Genomic DNA, 14,278 nt, shown 5'->3' with positions numbered 1-14,278 from the left:
TCATGTGTGCCGCCTGCCATGCTCGTAGATTCCCATTGCCATCTCGACCGTCTTGACCTGAGCGCCCACCAGGGTTCCCTCGATGCTGCCCTGCAGGCGGCGCGTGAGCGCGGGGTCGGGCATTTCCTGTGCATTGGCGTCAGTGCCGAAAATGCCGGGGCGGTGAAGGTGCTGAGCGAGCAGTACGCCGATGTCGACTGTTCGGTGGGGGTGCACCCGCTGGACCTGGCGCCAGGCGAGACGCCGGCGCTGGAGTGGCTGCTGCGTGAGCTGGCGCACCCGCATGTGGTGGCGATTGGCGAAACCGGGCTGGACTACCACTACGAACCGGAGGCTGCCGAGTTGCAGCAGGCATCGTTCCGCCTGCACCTGGAGGCGTCGCGTCAGACTGGCAAGCCGGTGATTGTGCACACCCGTGCGGCGCGGGCCGATACCTTGGCGCTGCTGCGTGAAGCGAATCTGCCTCAGGCGGGCGTGCTGCATTGTTTCACCGAAGACTGGGACATGGCCAAGGCGGCGCTGGACCTGGGCTATTACATCTCGTTGTCCGGCATTGTCACTTTCCGCAATGCCGATGCCCTGCGCGAGGTGGCGCGGCAGGTGCCGGTCGACCGCCTGCTGGTGGAAACCGATTCACCTTACCTGGCACCGATCCCGCATCGTGGCAAGCCGAACCTGCCGCAGTATGTGCGGGAGGTGGCGGAGTATGTGGCATCGTTGCGTGGGGTCAGCTACGAGCAGCTGGCAGAGCAAACCACGTCCAACTTCAAGCGCCTGTTCCCGCTGGCGCGAGTGGCCTGAATCCAGACCAATCGCTTTTGCTCTGCTTTTGCTCTGCTTTTGCTTTTGCTTCTAAGCGCGCGATAGTTCAGGCGACGGTGAGTGCGACTTCAGGAGGCCGAACGCAGGCGTCTGGAGGGCCAGGGTGCGCAGCACCCCTTCGGCGTAGCCGAAGGCGCGAGATGTAGACTTGCGCAGCAAGTCGTAGGCCGCGCGGGCCCGGAAGGCGCCGGAGTGAGGGGACCCCGCAGCGCAGCGCAGGGGCCGGATGATGGGAGCCGGGGTTTTTGGTTACTTTTTGCCCAGTCAAAAAGTGACCCGCCGTAAGGGCGGAAAGGTGACTCAGCGCCACCCTGGCGAATGAATGTAGACCTGATTTGAAAGCCCACTCCCAAAAGCCAAAAGCCAAAAGCCAAAAGCTCGACTGTGGTGGTTTTGACTCAGTCGAGTACATTCATTTGCTATGGCGACGCACAGTCACCTTTCCGCCCTTACGGCGGGTCACTTTTTGTCAAACGCGACAAAAAGTAACCAAAAAACGCTGGCTCCCATCATCCGGCCCCTGCGCTGCGCTCCGGGGTCCCCTCGCTCCGGCGCCTTCCGGGCCCGCGCGGCCTACGACTTGCTGCGCAAGTCTACATCTCGCGCCTTCGGCTACGCCGAAGGGGTGCTGCGCACCCTGGCCCTCCAGACGCCTGCGCTCGGCCTCCTGAAGTCGCATTTCGCGTTGCCTGAACTATCGCGCGCTTAGAAGCAAAATCAAAAGCCAGAGCCAGAGCCAGAGCCAGAGCCAGAGCCAGAGCCTGGCGGCTGGTCCTGGGCAAAAAAAACCCGGGTTCTGGGGGGGGAATCCGGGTTAAGACCATTAGGAGTAAAACAAAGGTACGCGGTCCCTGAGCACCTTTATCGGCGCGCCACTTGGGGGGGATGCGCCGCGCCAACACTTCAAGTATTGGTCAGGTTTGGCACAGTGCCAGTGCTTCTCTGTTCGTTTTTTAAACAGATTTGGAATACGGCCGCCGTCCCTTCCTCCCTCAGCGCATGGCCAGACGCCGTACTTGCTGGACAGTTTCGTCGATCAGCTGATCACTGGTGTAGAAATGTGGCGAAAATCGTATACCTGGCCCTCTTAGTGCACATATTGTCTGCTCCGCCAGCAGGCATCGATAGACAGCCGCACTGTCCTGCCCCAGAAGGCTGAAGGTAACGATACCCGCCCGTTTTTCCGGGGTTGCGGGACTATGCAGGTATACCCCAGGAATACCGGCCAGGCCCTGAAGCAGTTGCTCGACCCGCAGCTGCAATTGCCGGCCGACCTCGTCCATGCCGATTTCCTCCAGCAATGACAGGCTGGCCTCCAGGGCATACGCGCCCAACATGTTCGGGCTGCCACTTTCAAAACGCCTGGCGCTTCCTGCCGGCTGCCACTCGCGGCGATCAAAGTCGCCCAGATGCTCGAGCATATGCCAGCCATAGGCATGCAGCCTAAGCTGTGGGCGCAAAGCAGCGCGGCAATAGAACAAGCCCAGGCCCTCGGGCCCGAGCATCCATTTGTGGCCGTCGGCCATGGCGAAATCGCACTGGTAGCGCTGCACGTCGAAGGGCAGGGCGCCAATCTGCTGGATGGCATCGACGCAGAACAGCACATGGCGGGCCTGGCAGCCCTCACCGAGGCGAGGCAGGTCCAGGCGCAGGCCGCTGGCGAACTGCACGGCACTCACGGCCAGCAGGCGCGTAAGCGGGCCGCAGGCCGCGAGCAGCGCTGCTTCCGGGTCTGGCCCGGCAAGGCTCACCTCGGACACCACCACGCCGCGCTCGCGCAATGCTTCCCACACGATACGGTTGGAGGGAAACTCCTCGTCGCTGATCACCACCTGGTCGCCGGCTTGCCAGTCGAGGCCGAACGCAACCAGTGAAAGCGCCTCGGAGGTGTTCTTCACCAGCGCGATGTCAGCCCAGGTGGGGGCGTTGACCAGGCGCGCGAGCCTTTCCCGCAGCCTGCGTTCGGTGGCCAACCATGTCGGGTATCCGCTCGCGCCCTGACGCACGTTGTCCCGTGCAAAGCGCGCCACGGCCTCGCTGGCCCGACGCGGCCAGGGAGCGATGGCCGCATGGTTCAGGTATCGCAGCCCCGGTGCCTGTTCGAACTCATCGTGAAACATAGACATGGTTGGATGATCCGTGCAATTTGCTGCAAGTTAGGCATAATAAACCGCTTCAATGTCATCCAGTCCTTCCTATGCAGAAAGAACCTCGTAAGGTCCGTGAGTTTCGCCGTCGCGAACAGGAAATCCTCGATACAGCGCTAAAGCTGTTCCTCGAACAGGGTGAAGACAGCGTCACCGTCGAGATGATCGCCGACGCCGTGGGTATCGGAAAAGGCACGATCTACAAGCACTTCAAGTCCAAGGCGGAAATCTACCTGCGCCTGATGCTCGATTATGAGCGTGACTTGAACGAGCTGTTGCACTCGGCCGATGTCGACCGCGACAAGGAGGCACTGTCGCGCGCCTACTTCGAGTTCCGTATGCGTGACCCGCAGCGCTACCGGCTGTTCGATCGCCTGGAAGAGAAGGTGGTCAAGGGCAACCAGGTGCCGGAAATGGTCGAGCAGTTGCACAGCATCCGCGCTTCCAACTTCGACCGCCTGACCCAGTTGATCAAGGGACGCATCAGCGAAGGCAAGCTCGAAGACGTGCCACCGTACTTCCACTACTGCGCCGCCTGGGCGTTGGTGCACGGCGCCGTGGCGCTGTACCACTCGCCGTTCTGGAGCAACGTGCTGGAGGATCAGGAAGGCTTCTTCCAGTTCCTCATGGATATCGGCGTGCGCATGGGCAACAAGCGCAAGCGTGATCCGGAAGCCGCCAACTGAAGGCATTCGTCGTCACCGGGTGAGCCTGGCGTGAAATGGGGACTTGCAAAAACTTGAACCATGAGTTAAGTTTTGCCAGCCCCGATTCATCCATGCCGGAGTCATTCATGATCGTCGATCGTCAAGGCAGGCGTTTTCGCAATCTGCGCGTCAGCCTGACGGCTGCCTGCAACTACGCCTGCAGCTACTGCGTGCCAGATGGCAAGCGCCTGGTCGCAGCCCAGGATGAGCTGTCGGCGGAAACCTTGGCGCGTGGGGTGGCCTACCTCATTGAAGTTGCCGGCATCGAGCGTTTGCGCATCACCGGTGGCGAGCCATTGGTCAGCCCTCGGCTGGATGCCTTTCTGGCGGCGGTGGCGAAGCTCGACCTTGATGACATCACGCTGACCACCAACGGGCAATTGCTCGCTCGCAAGCTGCCGCAGCTGCAGGCGGCTGGCATTCGTCGCCTGAACGTCTCCCTCGATACCCTCGATCCCCAAGCATTCCGCCGCATCGCCCGTGGCGGTGATCTGGCCAGCGTGTTGGCAGGCATGGACCAGGCCAGTGCCATGGGCATGCGGATCAAGGTCAACATGGTGCCGATGCGTGGGCAAAACCTCGATCAAGTGCTACCGATGCTCGACTACTGCATGGCGCGTGGTTTCGAGCTGCGCTTTATCGAACTGATGCGCATGGGGCACCTGGCACGGGACAACAATGCGTTCCTGCAACAGTTTGTCGGGCTCGATGCATTGCTTGATGTGATCGGCGGCCGCCATGGCTACCAGCAGGTCGACGCACCGCTGGATGCCACGGCGCTGCGCTACCAGATCCCGGGTCAGGGCTATTTCGGCGTCATCGCCAATGAAAGCGTGCCGTTCTGCCGAACCTGCTCGCGCCTGCGCCTGTCCTCTACCGGCTGGCTGCACGGCTGCCTGTCTTCCGGCAATCGCCACTTTGTCGGCGACCTGCTGGAAAAACCTCGTCATCAGGCGCTGCCTGGTTTGCAGCGGCTGCTGGTAAAAGCCTTGGCAGACAAGCAGGAACTTGCGTTTTCCGGGGGGGTGACGGTGATGAAGGTCATTGGCGGCTGAAGCTGGCGCAAAAGCTGCATCCGCCGGCTATTCGCCGGTTTTTCGTCACCGGCCATTGGAGGAAAGATGCGTAGCCTGGTCTTGCTGCTGACGCTGATGGCGTTGGGCGGTTGCATGAATGTCAGCGATATGGGCGAGGGCGTCCGTTACCACATGAGCGATGCCGGCTTGCTGGACCACAGCGATACCCGTCGTACCTTGTCGATTCGCCTACAGCCGGATTCGTTCATCTTCATCGGCCAGGGCGCGTTCATGCCGCCAGGCAAAGGCCCGGTGCCGAAGCAGAATGCCGTGGCCGATGAGGCCTTCAAGAGTTTCGTCGAGTACTTCCCGCTGGTGCGTCGCGCCCAAGGGCCGCTGGGCCTTGAAGAAGCGATTGCCCAGGCCCGGTCGGTGGGCGCCGACTATGTGCTGTATACGCGCTTCGCCCGCACGGATGACCGTATCGGTAATGGCGACGAATGGTATGACGAGCAGGCCGTCGACCGCTTGGGTTGGGATACCGGCGTGGTGCAGATGATGCTGATCGAGACCAACACTCGTTACCTGATCGACACCGCGCGGATAAAGAGCCGCGGCGGTTTGTTGACGTTCCACGACCAGTCGCCCCAGGATTTGCTTGGCGCACCGATGCGCGAGTACGCTCGTAGCCTTCTGGGCATGAGCGAGTGAGGGTAGGGATATGACGGATTCCGGCAAGGCCAACGATCTATTGGCGCAGATTCCCAAGCACAAGGGGCTGCCGCCGGTGCATCTGTGGAACCCGGATTTCTGCGGCGATATCGACATGCGTATTGCCCGCGATGGTACTTGGTACTACCTGGGTACGCCCATCGGGCGCAAACCGATGGTTCGCCTTTTCTCCACCATCATTCGCCGCGATGGCGATGATTATTTCCTGATCACCCCGGTGGAGAAGGTCGGTATCCGCGTCGATGATGCGCCATTCGTGGCCGTCACGCTTGAGGTGCTGGGCAGTGGTGAGGCGCAGGTGCTGCGCTTTACCAGCAATGTCGAGGATCAGGCCGAAGCGGGGCCGCAGAACCCGTTGCGGGTCGAGATCGATCCGGAGACCCAGGAGCCGGCGCCTTATGTGCTGATGCGTAGCAATCTTGAGGCATTGATCCATCGCAATGTGTTCTACCAGCTGGTCGACCTGGCGGTGCCGCGGGTGATCGATGGCGAGGAATGGCTCGGGGTATGGAGCCATGGTGTGTTTTACCCGATCGGGCGCAATTGTTGAGCGCGCGTTCCCGACTGGCCCCCTGCTTTTTCTCTTGATTGGCCGTTTGTGTCCTGTGCCACTGGGCCTAACCTGCAGGCACTTGCCAATCAGGAGTACGCCCGTGAAATCTGCCAAATTTTCTTTTGCCTTGCTCATTGCCGCTGGCCTGTTCGGTCTTCAGTCCCCTGTCTGGGCGCACGGCGACGCCGCTGACCAGGTGAAAATCCTGCAGCAACAACAGCCCTCGAATGCCCCGGGCAAGAGCGCTGTCATGCTCACGGTCAGCTATGCCCCCGGGCAGGCTTCGCCCGCCCACCAGCACCCGGGGGCGGTCATGGCCTATGTACTGGAAGGTGCGGTGGTATCGAAACTCAACGACGAGCAGGAAAAGACCTACAAGGCCGGTGAGTACTGGTACGAAGCACCCGGCACCGTGCACAGCGTATCGCGCAATGCCAGCAAGTCCCGGCCTGCCAAGTTGCTGGTATGGAGCCTGGTGGATGAAGGCAAGCCAGTCACTTTGCCCTACTCCGGGGCGAAATCAGCGCGCTGAGCGTGACACAGCTTGCTGCATACAGCTCGCACCAGTGCTTTGTCCCATACCTGGCTTGGCGCGAGCTGTACGTTGTGGGTGTAGAAAGGCGGCAGGTTCTGTGCGAGTCGAGCGACCTCTTTGCCCGTCCGGCCCGCTGGCAGCAACACGTACTGCAGGCTGGAAGGGAAGGACGGTGCGGTGTTGCGCTCCACGGTGGATCCATAGGCGCCAAGGGTCATGACCGCTTCGCTGCCAGTCGGGTCTGGAAAGACAAGCATGACGAATGTGCAGTGACGCGGATGTGTCAGGTGCTCCGCCGCTTCGTTGCGGACCAGTGGGTCGACATGGTTCATCAAGGTCCAGCGCAGGGCCGCATAGCTGCGGGTCGTTTCCATGAATGCGCTGCGAATGGGCGAGCGCTTCTCGCTGCCGCCCAGGCATGACAGCAGGTTGCCGAATGGATCGAGCAACGCGACTGCATTGAAGGTGTCCGCCTGGCTGGCCGTCTCTAGCAGGGGTTGGGCCAGCTCTGGTCCGGCAAGGCGGGGATTGTCACTTTTGCTACGTAGGCTCCAAGGGCTGAGGTTGGCCAAGGCTTGGCGCACCTTGCTATGCGGCGGGAGATTGCTCGGGTCCTTTAGTTCAGACGGAGGCAGGCCGGCAGAGCTGCTTTCATCGTGGACCGTATTCACACTGGTTTCGAATAGAGAGCTGGTCAGGCTGGCGGTCGCGGCTTCGATGTGTTCGCCTGCGTAGATCGGGCCTGCGAGGGGGCCCGCATATTCCCGCTCCAAAGGCGCTTCAATCGCGTAGTAGCCCCAGGTGGCTTGCGCGACTTTTGGCAGTGCCGCAGGTAGGCCGGGAAAGTTGAAGCAGGCGTTGTGGTTGATGCCGGCGAAGGTGTCCAGAGCGCTGACCGCGACATTGAAACCGGCTGTTAGCAAGGCCCCCGCGCACATGGCGCAGGGGTCGAGCGTGGTTACCAAGGTCAGCGCGTGAGGGGAGGGCAGGGCCAGGCGCTGCTGATTTTCGTAATACCAGTCGATCAGGCGCCGTTCGCCATGGGCGGTTGGGTCATGGAGCCTGAAGGCAGGCTGCGCCTCGCTGTTCGGGAAAGGCTTGAGCACGCTGTTGTGCAGGGCGACCAAAACCTTGCCGGTGGCGTTTTCGATGATGCATCCACCCACTGCGAATGTTGCTTGTCGGCTTGCCAGTAGCGCCTGCTTGGCGGCAATCGCAACCGCTTGCTGGGCGTTGTGAGTAATATCGTTCACGCTGATCGAGGCTCTGCGGTCGTCGAGTGAACGTGGACGATACAGCAGCGTTGTGCCGACAGGGGTAAAAAGAAGTGCAACAAAAAACCTCCAGTGCTTGCGCAACTGGAGGTTTTTCAGTGTTTGGCTCCGCGACCTGGACTCGAACCAGGGACCCAATGATTAACAGTCATTTGCTCTACCGACTGAGCTATCGCGGAATCTGTGCGTATCTTACCGATTGCCAGGAGGAAGTCAAGCGACCTCCTGACAAATCAATCAGTTACAGCACTTCAACGATGGCCTTGGTGACCACGTGGATGTTGCTCTGGTTCAGCGCGGCGACGGCGATGCGACCGGTGTCCAGGGCGTAGATGCCGAAATCGTTCTTCAGGCGGGCAACCTGCTCAACGGTCAGGCCCGAGTAGGAGAACATGCCCACCTGGCGGCCGACAAAGCTGAAGTCGCGGTTGGCGCCGTATTCGGCCAGCAGCGATACCATCTGCTTGCGCATGCCGTGGATGCGCTCGCGCATCTCGCCCAGCTCGGCCTCCCACATCTGGCGCAGTTCGGCGCTGTTGAGCACGGTGGCGACGATGGTCGCGCCGTGGGTCGGCGGGTTGGAGTAGGTGGTGCGGATCACGCGCTTGACCTGCGACAGCACGCGGGTGCTCTCGTCCTTCGAGGCAGTGACGATCGACAGTGCGCCGACGCGCTCGCCGTACAGCGAGAACGACTTGGAGAACGAGCTGGAAACGAAGAACTCCATGCCTGACTCGGCGAACAGGCGCACGGCGAAGGCGTCTTCGCCGATGCCGTCACCGAAGCCCTGGTAGGCCATGTCGAGGAATGGCACGTGGCCCTTGGCCTTGACCACTTCCAGAACGTTTTTCCAGTCGTCCAGGGTCAGGTCGACGCCGGTCGGGTTGTGGCAGCAGGCGTGCAGTACCACGATCGAGCCGGACGGCAGGGCGTTGAGGTCTTCGAGCATGCCGGCACGGTTGACGTCGTTGCTCGGGGCATCGTAGTAGCGGTAGTTCTGTACCGGGAAGCCGGCGCTTTCGAACAGCGCGCGGTGGTTCTCCCAGCTTGGGTCGCTGATGGCCACCACGGCATTCGGCGAAATGCGCTTGAGGAAGTCGGCACCGATCTTCAGAGCGCCAGTGCCGCCAACGGCCTGCACGGTGACCACGCGGCCAGCGGCCAGCAGTGGCGATTCGGCACCGAACAGCAGTTTCTGCACGGCCTGGTCGTAGGTGGCGATACCATCGATCGGCAGGTAGCCGCGCGAGGCGTGCTGGGCAGCACGCTGGGTCTCGGCTTCGATCACGGCGCGCAGCAGCGGAATGCGGCCTTCCTCATTGCAGTAGACGCCTACGCCCAGGTTGACCTTGTCGGTACGTGGGTCGGCGTTGAATGCTTCGTTGAGGCCCAGGATAGGGTCGCGGGGTGCCAGCTCGACAGCGGAAAACAGGCTCATTGTTACTTCGGCTCTGATTGGAGAGTGATAGGGCGTACACGCTCCAGCCGAATGCACTGAAGCGGTGCACAAACGGGGAGTCAGTATAGTGATACCGACCGGTCACTGCGACAGCTTGGCGCAGGTTTTCCGGTTATTTGCGCAAATATTTTTCGACCATTGGTCGAATTGCCGGGTCCACCGTAATGCGCGCTCACAGCTTGGCCTAGATTGCGGTCCCTGGCGGGCGCAATTGGGTATAGACTACTGGCTAAATTTACAGTTACTGCGTTACCGCGAGGTCCGTCATGTCCGAGTTCCAGCTCGTCACCCGTTTCCAGCCGGCCGGCGACCAGCCCGAAGCCATTCGCCAGATGGTCGAGGGCATTGAGGCAGGCCTGTCGCACCAGACCCTGCTTGGGGTGACCGGTTCGGGCAAGACCTTCAGCATCGCCAACGTCATTCAGCAGGTGCAGCGGCCGACTCTGGTGCTGGCGCCGAACAAGACCCTGGCGGCGCAGCTGTATGGCGAGTTCAAGGCGTTCTTCCCGAGCAACGCGGTGGAATATTTCGTTTCCTACTACGACTACTACCAGCCAGAGGCCTACGTGCCGTCGTCGGACACCTTCATCGAGAAAGACGCCTCGATCAACGACCACATCGAACAGATGCGCCTGTCGGCGACCAAGGCGCTGCTGGAACGGCGCGATGCGATCATCGTCACCACCGTGTCCTGCATCTATGGCCTGGGCAGCCCAGAGACCTACCTGAAGATGGTCCTGCATGTCGACCGCGGCGACAAACTCGACCAGCGCGCCTTGTTGCGCCGTCTGGCCGACCTGCAGTACACCCGCAACGAGATGGACTTCGCCCGCGCCACGTTCCGTGTGCGTGGCGACGTGATTGACATCTTTCCAGCGGAATCCGACCTGGAGGCCATCCGCATCGAGCTGTTCGACGACGAGGTCGAGAATATCGCCGCCTTCGACCCGCTGACCGGCGAGGTCTTCCGCAAGCTGCCACGCTTCACCTTCTACCCCAAGAGCCACTACGTGACCCCGCGGGAAACCCTGCTGGAGGCGGTAGAGGGCATCAAGGAAGAGCTGAAGGACCGGCTCGAATATCTGCACAAGGCCAACAAGCTGGTCGAAGCCCAGCGTCTGGAGCAACGCACCCGTTTCGACCTGGAGATGATTCTCGAACTGGGTTACTGCAACGGCATCGAAAACTACTCGCGTTACCTGTCCGGGCGCCCGGCCGGGGCGCCGCCGCCCACGCTCTATGACTACCTGCCGCCCGATGCGCTGCTGGTAATCGATGAGTCCCACGTCAGCGTTCCGCAGGTCGGCGCCATGTACAAGGGCGACCGCTCGCGCAAGGAAACCCTGGTCGAATACGGCTTCCGCCTCCCGTCGGCGCTGGACAACCGGCCGATGCGCTTCGACGAGTGGGAGGATGTCAGCCCGCAGACCATCTTCGTCTCGGCCACCCCGGGCCCCTACGAAGCAGAGCACGCAGGTCGCGTGGTCGAGCAGGTGGTGCGCCCGACTGGCCTGGTCGATCCTCAGGTGGAAGTGCGCCCGGCGCTGACCCAGGTCGACGACCTGCTGTCGGAGATCCGCAAGCGCGTCGCTCAGGGCGATCGGGTACTGGCCACCACGCTTACCAAGCGCATGGCCGAAGACCTCACCGACTACCTGGCCGACCACGACGTGCGGGTACGCTACCTGCACTCGGACATCGACACGGTGGAGCGCGTCGAGATCATCCGCGACCTGCGCCTGGGCACCTTCGATGTGCTGGTGGGTATCAACCTGCTGCGCGAGGGCCTGGACATGCCAGAGGTATCGCTGGTGGCGATTCTCGATGCCGACAAGGAGGGCTTCCTGCGTTCCGAGCGCTCGCTGATCCAGACCATCGGCCGTGCCGCGCGTAACCTCAATGGTCGGGCGATCCTATATGCCGACAACATCACCGGTTCCATGCAGCGCGCCATCGACGAGACCGAACGGCGCCGCGAGAAGCAGATCGCCTTCAACCAGGCCAACGGCATCGTGCCTAAGGGTGTGGTCAAGGACATCACCGACATCATGGAGGGCGCCACCGTGCCCGGCGCGCGCAGCAAGAAGCGCAAGGGCATGGCCAAGGCAGCGGAGGAGAGCGCTCGTTACGAGGCCGAGCTGCGTACGCCGGGCGAGATCACCAAGCGCATCAAGCAGTTGGAAGAGAAAATGATGCAGTTTGCCCGCGACCTGGAGTTCGAAGCCGCCGCCCAGCTGCGTGACGAGATTACCCAGCTGCGCGAGCGCCTGATCACCAGCTGATTACTTGACTGTCTGTACTGGCCCCTTCGCGGGGCAAGCCCGCTCCTACAGGTAGCGCACCGTTCTTGAGGTAGGTGAAGTCCTGTAGGAGCGGGCTTGTCCCGCGAAGAGGCCGGTACGGGCAATACAAAACTCAGTGGGCTTCACCAGCCTTCAACCCCTCCGGCAGCTTGCGGGTCAACAGCACCGCCACCATGCTCACCGCCAGCCCGATCCCGACAAAGTGAAATGCATCGTTGTAGGCCATGATCAGCGCCTGCTGGTGGGCAATCTCGCTCAACTTGCCCAGCGCCGCATTGTCATTGCCCAGCCGCTCCGCCAGCTGCGCCAACCGTTCGGCCACCTGGGGGTTGCTCGGCACCACCGACTCCCGCAGGTAATCGAAATACACCTTGGTCCGCGCATCCAGCAGGGTCGCCAGCAAGGCAATACCGATCGCACCGCCCAGGTTACGCAGGATGTTGAACAGGCTCGAAGCCGACCCGGCATCCTGAGGCTGGATATACGCCGTGGCGATCAGCGAAATGGTCACCATGATCATCGGCTGGCCTAGGGCGCGGATGATCTGGATATGGTTGAACTGCGGCCCGGCAAAGTCCGGGTTAAGCACCCCCGAACCGAAGCTGGCGGCACCGAACAGGCAGAAGCCGAGGGCGCACAACAGCTTGGGCGGTATCACCTTCATCAGCTGTGGCACCAGCGGAATCAGGAACAGCTGCGGAATGCCCATCCACATGATCACCTCGCCGATCTGCAGGGCGTTGTAGCCCTGGATCTGTGCCAGGTACAGCGGTAGCAGGTAGATCGACCCATAAAGCCCCACGCCCATGCCCAGGCTGGCAATGCTCGAAAGGCCGAAATTGCGGTTGCCGAGGATGCGCAGGTTGATCAACGGGTGCGGCTTGGAAAGCTGCAGGATGACGAAGGTGATCAGGCTGATCAGGGCAATAGTCGCCAGGCCGACGATCAGGTTGGACTCCAGCCAGTCCTTGCGGTGGCCTTCCTCAAGAAAAACCTGCAGGCAGCCCAGGCCCACGCCGAGGGTGACAATGCCGGCATAGTCGGTGCTTTTCAGCAGTTCCCAGTGCGCTTCCTTCTTCTCCAATCCGTAGAGCAGGCCGGCGATCATCACCAGCCCAGGCGGGATGTTGATGTAGAAAATGTATTCCCAGCCCCAGTTCTCGGTCAGCCAGCCGCCAAGGGTCGGGCCGATCGAGGGGGCGAAAGTGGCGGTCATGGCGAACATGGCCATGCCTTTGGCGCGGTGGTGCTCGGGCAACTTGATCAGGGTCAGGGTGAACGCCAGCGGGATCAGTGCGCCGCCGGTGAAGCCCTGCAGGGCGCGGAACAGGATCATGCTCTCGAGGTTCCAGGCCATTGAGCACAGCAGCGAGGACAGCAGGAAGCCCCCGGATACCCACACCGCCAGGCGCCGTGCCGACAGCAGCTGCACCAGCCACGCGGTCAGCGGAATCATGATGATCTCCGCCACCAGGTACGAGGTTGAAATCCACGAGCCTTCCTCCAGGGTCGCCGACAGCGCGCCCTGGATGTCCTTAAGCGAAGAGTTGGTGATCTGGATGTCCAGCACCGCCATGAAGGCGCCGAGCATCACGCTCATCACCGCGATCCAGTCGCGCCGGCTTGGCTCCGCAGTCGGGCGCAGCAGTTGATCACCGGCCATCGTGGCCTTCGTCTTCGCGGCGCAGGTCGACGGTAGCGGTGACCGACATGCCCGGGCGAATGCGCCCGTGCAGCGGATTGTCGGCGGCGAAGGTCAGTTTCACCGGAATACGCTGCACCACCTTGGTGAAGTTGCCGGTGGCATTGTCCGGCGGCAGCAGGCTGAACTGCGCGCCGGAAGCGGCGAACAGGCTCTCGACGCGGCCTTCGATCGGCGTGTCGGGGTAGCTGTCGAACAGCAGCTCGGCGCGCTGGCCGGGCTGCATCTTGCCAATCTGGGTTTCCTTGAAATTGGCCTGCACCCAGATGTTTTCATCGGGCACGATCGACAACAGGTAGGCGCCGGCCTGCACCACCTGGCCATTGCGGGCATTGCGCTGGCCGATGGTGCCGTTGAGCGGTGCGCGGATCTCGCAGCGGGTCAGGTTCAGTTCGGCCTGGGCCAGGTCGGCGCGGGCATTGGCGATCTGCGCGTCGAGGCGCTTGAGGTCGGCATTCAGGGCATTGATTTGCTGGCGCTGGCTTTGCAAGTCGGCGCGGGCTTTGTCGACCTGAGAGCCGGCCACGTGGCTGTCTGCCGACAGGGTGGTCACCCGTTCTTCGGAGACGAAACCAGGCTTGCGCAGCTTTTCGGCGCGGCTCAGGTCCAGGCGCGAGCGGTCGAAGGTGGCCTGATTGGCCGCCACCTGGGCCTGGCTGGAAGCGATCAGGCTGCCTTGCTGGGTCAGGCGGCTCTGCGCCTGGGCATATTCGGCCTCGCGGGTGGCCAGGGCGGCCCGGGCGCGCTCCACGGCCAGTTCGAAGTCGGCAGCCTCCAGGCGCACCAGCAGGTCACCCTTGTTCACGTGCTGGTTGTCGTCGACCCGCACCTCGTCGATGCGTGCGCCAAGCTGGCTGGATATGCGGGTGATTTCGCCCTGCACGTAGGCGTTGTCGGTGCTCTCAAAGAAGCGGCCTTTGAAATACCACTCGGCCAGGAAGGCGAGGCCAATGATGGCCACCAGGGTGAAGAAGATCGCCAGGCGGCGTTTGAGTTGGGCAGGCATGAGGACTATCGTTCCAGAAATG

General features: G+C 62.0%; 12 protein-coding genes and 1 tRNA gene. 7 read left to right on the top strand and 6 right to left on the bottom strand.

The window, feature by feature from the left end:
• Positions 1-18 precede the first annotated feature (18 nt).
• On the top strand, positions 19-801 hold the full coding sequence (locus ACOKS3_RS20680) for a TatD family hydrolase (protein ID WP_103449714.1): 783 nt from the start codon (positions 19-21) through the stop codon (positions 799-801).
• A 1,013-nt stretch (positions 802-1,814) separates the two neighbouring features.
• Here ACOKS3_RS20680 and ACOKS3_RS20675 read toward each other — a convergent pair.
• The gene (locus ACOKS3_RS20675; protein ID WP_103449716.1) at positions 1,815-2,948 is read right to left on the bottom strand and encodes an aminotransferase class V-fold PLP-dependent enzyme; all 1,134 of its coding nucleotides are present in this window, start codon (positions 2,946-2,948) and stop codon (positions 1,815-1,817) included.
• 71 nt (positions 2,949-3,019) lie between these two features.
• Here ACOKS3_RS20675 and ACOKS3_RS20670 point away from each other — a divergent pair, with 71 nt between their 5' ends.
• The 5 genes from ACOKS3_RS20670 to ACOKS3_RS20650 all read left to right on the top strand — a co-directional run bounded on the left by ACOKS3_RS20670 (position 3,020) and on the right by ACOKS3_RS20650 (position 6,509).
• Positions 3,020-3,655, top strand: coding sequence for a TetR/AcrR family transcriptional regulator (locus ACOKS3_RS20670; protein WP_011532895.1), 636 nt, complete (start codon positions 3,020-3,022; stop codon positions 3,653-3,655).
• Between the two features lie 107 nt (positions 3,656-3,762).
• Complete coding sequence (locus ACOKS3_RS20665; RefSeq protein WP_103449717.1) at positions 3,763-4,731, top strand: GTP 3',8-cyclase MoaA; 969 nt, start codon at positions 3,763-3,765, stop codon at positions 4,729-4,731.
• 66 nt (positions 4,732-4,797) lie between these two features.
• Positions 4,798-5,403 (top strand): DUF4823 domain-containing protein, encoded by a 606-nt coding sequence (locus tag ACOKS3_RS20660; RefSeq protein ID WP_085675552.1) that lies wholly within the window; start codon positions 4,798-4,800, stop codon positions 5,401-5,403.
• A gap of 10 nt (positions 5,404-5,413) precedes the next feature.
• Positions 5,414-5,974, top strand: coding sequence for a DUF1285 domain-containing protein (locus ACOKS3_RS20655; RefSeq protein WP_103449718.1), 561 nt, complete (start codon positions 5,414-5,416; stop codon positions 5,972-5,974).
• 103 nt (positions 5,975-6,077) lie between these two features.
• Complete coding sequence (locus ACOKS3_RS20650; protein WP_181004547.1) at positions 6,078-6,509, top strand: cupin domain-containing protein; 432 nt, start codon at positions 6,078-6,080, stop codon at positions 6,507-6,509.
• On the opposite strand, the gene ACOKS3_RS20645 is transcribed toward ACOKS3_RS20650, so the two are convergent.
• From ACOKS3_RS20645 to ACOKS3_RS20635, 3 genes are all read right to left on the bottom strand, one after another.
• Complete coding sequence (locus ACOKS3_RS20645) at positions 6,482-7,765, bottom strand: nucleoside deaminase (protein ID WP_374755334.1); 1,284 nt, start codon at positions 7,763-7,765, stop codon at positions 6,482-6,484. The two genes, ACOKS3_RS20650 and ACOKS3_RS20645, sit on opposite strands and share 28 nt — an antisense overlap.
• A gap of 124 nt (positions 7,766-7,889) precedes the next feature.
• Positions 7,890-7,965 (bottom strand) — tRNA-Asn (locus ACOKS3_RS20640).
• A 62-nt stretch (positions 7,966-8,027) separates the two neighbouring features.
• Positions 8,028-9,224 (bottom strand): amino acid aminotransferase, encoded by a 1,197-nt coding sequence (locus ACOKS3_RS20635; RefSeq protein ID WP_103449719.1) that lies wholly within the window; start codon positions 9,222-9,224, stop codon positions 8,028-8,030.
• Positions 9,225-9,511: 287 nt separating this feature from the next.
• On the opposite strand from ACOKS3_RS20635, the gene uvrB reads away from it, so the two are divergent.
• Complete coding sequence (gene uvrB / locus ACOKS3_RS20630) at positions 9,512-11,527, top strand: excinuclease ABC subunit UvrB (protein WP_103449720.1); 2,016 nt, start codon at positions 9,512-9,514, stop codon at positions 11,525-11,527.
• A 133-nt stretch (positions 11,528-11,660) separates the two neighbouring features.
• On the opposite strand, the gene ACOKS3_RS20625 is transcribed toward uvrB, so the two are convergent.
• Entirely contained in the window at positions 11,661-13,211 is a 1,551-nt protein-coding gene (locus ACOKS3_RS20625; RefSeq protein WP_463581454.1) for an MDR family MFS transporter, read from the bottom strand.
• Positions 13,201-14,256 (bottom strand): HlyD family secretion protein, encoded by a 1,056-nt coding sequence (locus ACOKS3_RS20620; RefSeq protein WP_103449722.1) that lies wholly within the window; start codon positions 14,254-14,256, stop codon positions 13,201-13,203. Before ACOKS3_RS20620 ends, ACOKS3_RS20625 begins: the two co-directional genes overlap by 11 nt.
• Positions 14,257-14,278 lie beyond the last annotated feature (22 nt).

Origin of the sequence: Pseudomonas sp. HS6-2 (assembly GCF_049325675.2) — a bacterium.
Taxonomy (GTDB): Bacteria; Pseudomonadota; Gammaproteobacteria; order Pseudomonadales; family Pseudomonadaceae; genus Aquipseudomonas; species Aquipseudomonas putida_N.
The sequence above is the reverse complement of the archived record's forward strand: the minus strand, read 5'-3'. Positions and strand labels throughout refer to the sequence as shown.

What these genes read in the sequence shown, in the direction of transcription:
- ACOKS3_RS20680 (WP_103449714.1), top strand. Translation starts at nt 19, where the DNA reads ATGCTCGTAGATTCCCATTGCCATCTCGACCGTCTTGACCTGAGCGCC.
- ACOKS3_RS20675 (WP_103449716.1), bottom strand. Translation starts at nt 2,948, where the DNA reads ATGTCTATGTTTCACGATGAGTTCGAACAGGCACCGGGGCTGCGATAC.
- ACOKS3_RS20670 (WP_011532895.1), top strand. Translation starts at nt 3,020, where the DNA reads ATGCAGAAAGAACCTCGTAAGGTCCGTGAGTTTCGCCGTCGCGAACAG.
- ACOKS3_RS20665 (WP_103449717.1), top strand. Translation starts at nt 3,763, where the DNA reads ATGATCGTCGATCGTCAAGGCAGGCGTTTTCGCAATCTGCGCGTCAGC.
- ACOKS3_RS20660 (WP_085675552.1), top strand. Translation starts at nt 4,798, where the DNA reads ATGCGTAGCCTGGTCTTGCTGCTGACGCTGATGGCGTTGGGCGGTTGC.
- ACOKS3_RS20655 (WP_103449718.1), top strand. Translation starts at nt 5,414, where the DNA reads ATGACGGATTCCGGCAAGGCCAACGATCTATTGGCGCAGATTCCCAAG.
- ACOKS3_RS20635 (WP_103449719.1), bottom strand. Translation starts at nt 9,224, where the DNA reads ATGAGCCTGTTTTCCGCTGTCGAGCTGGCACCCCGCGACCCTATCCTG.
- uvrB (WP_103449720.1), top strand. Translation starts at nt 9,512, where the DNA reads ATGTCCGAGTTCCAGCTCGTCACCCGTTTCCAGCCGGCCGGCGACCAG.
- ACOKS3_RS20625 (WP_463581454.1), bottom strand. Translation starts at nt 13,211, where the DNA reads ATGGCCGGTGATCAACTGCTGCGCCCGACTGCGGAGCCAAGCCGGCGC.
- ACOKS3_RS20620 (WP_103449722.1), bottom strand. Translation starts at nt 14,256, where the DNA reads ATGCCTGCCCAACTCAAACGCCGCCTGGCGATCTTCTTCACCCTGGTG.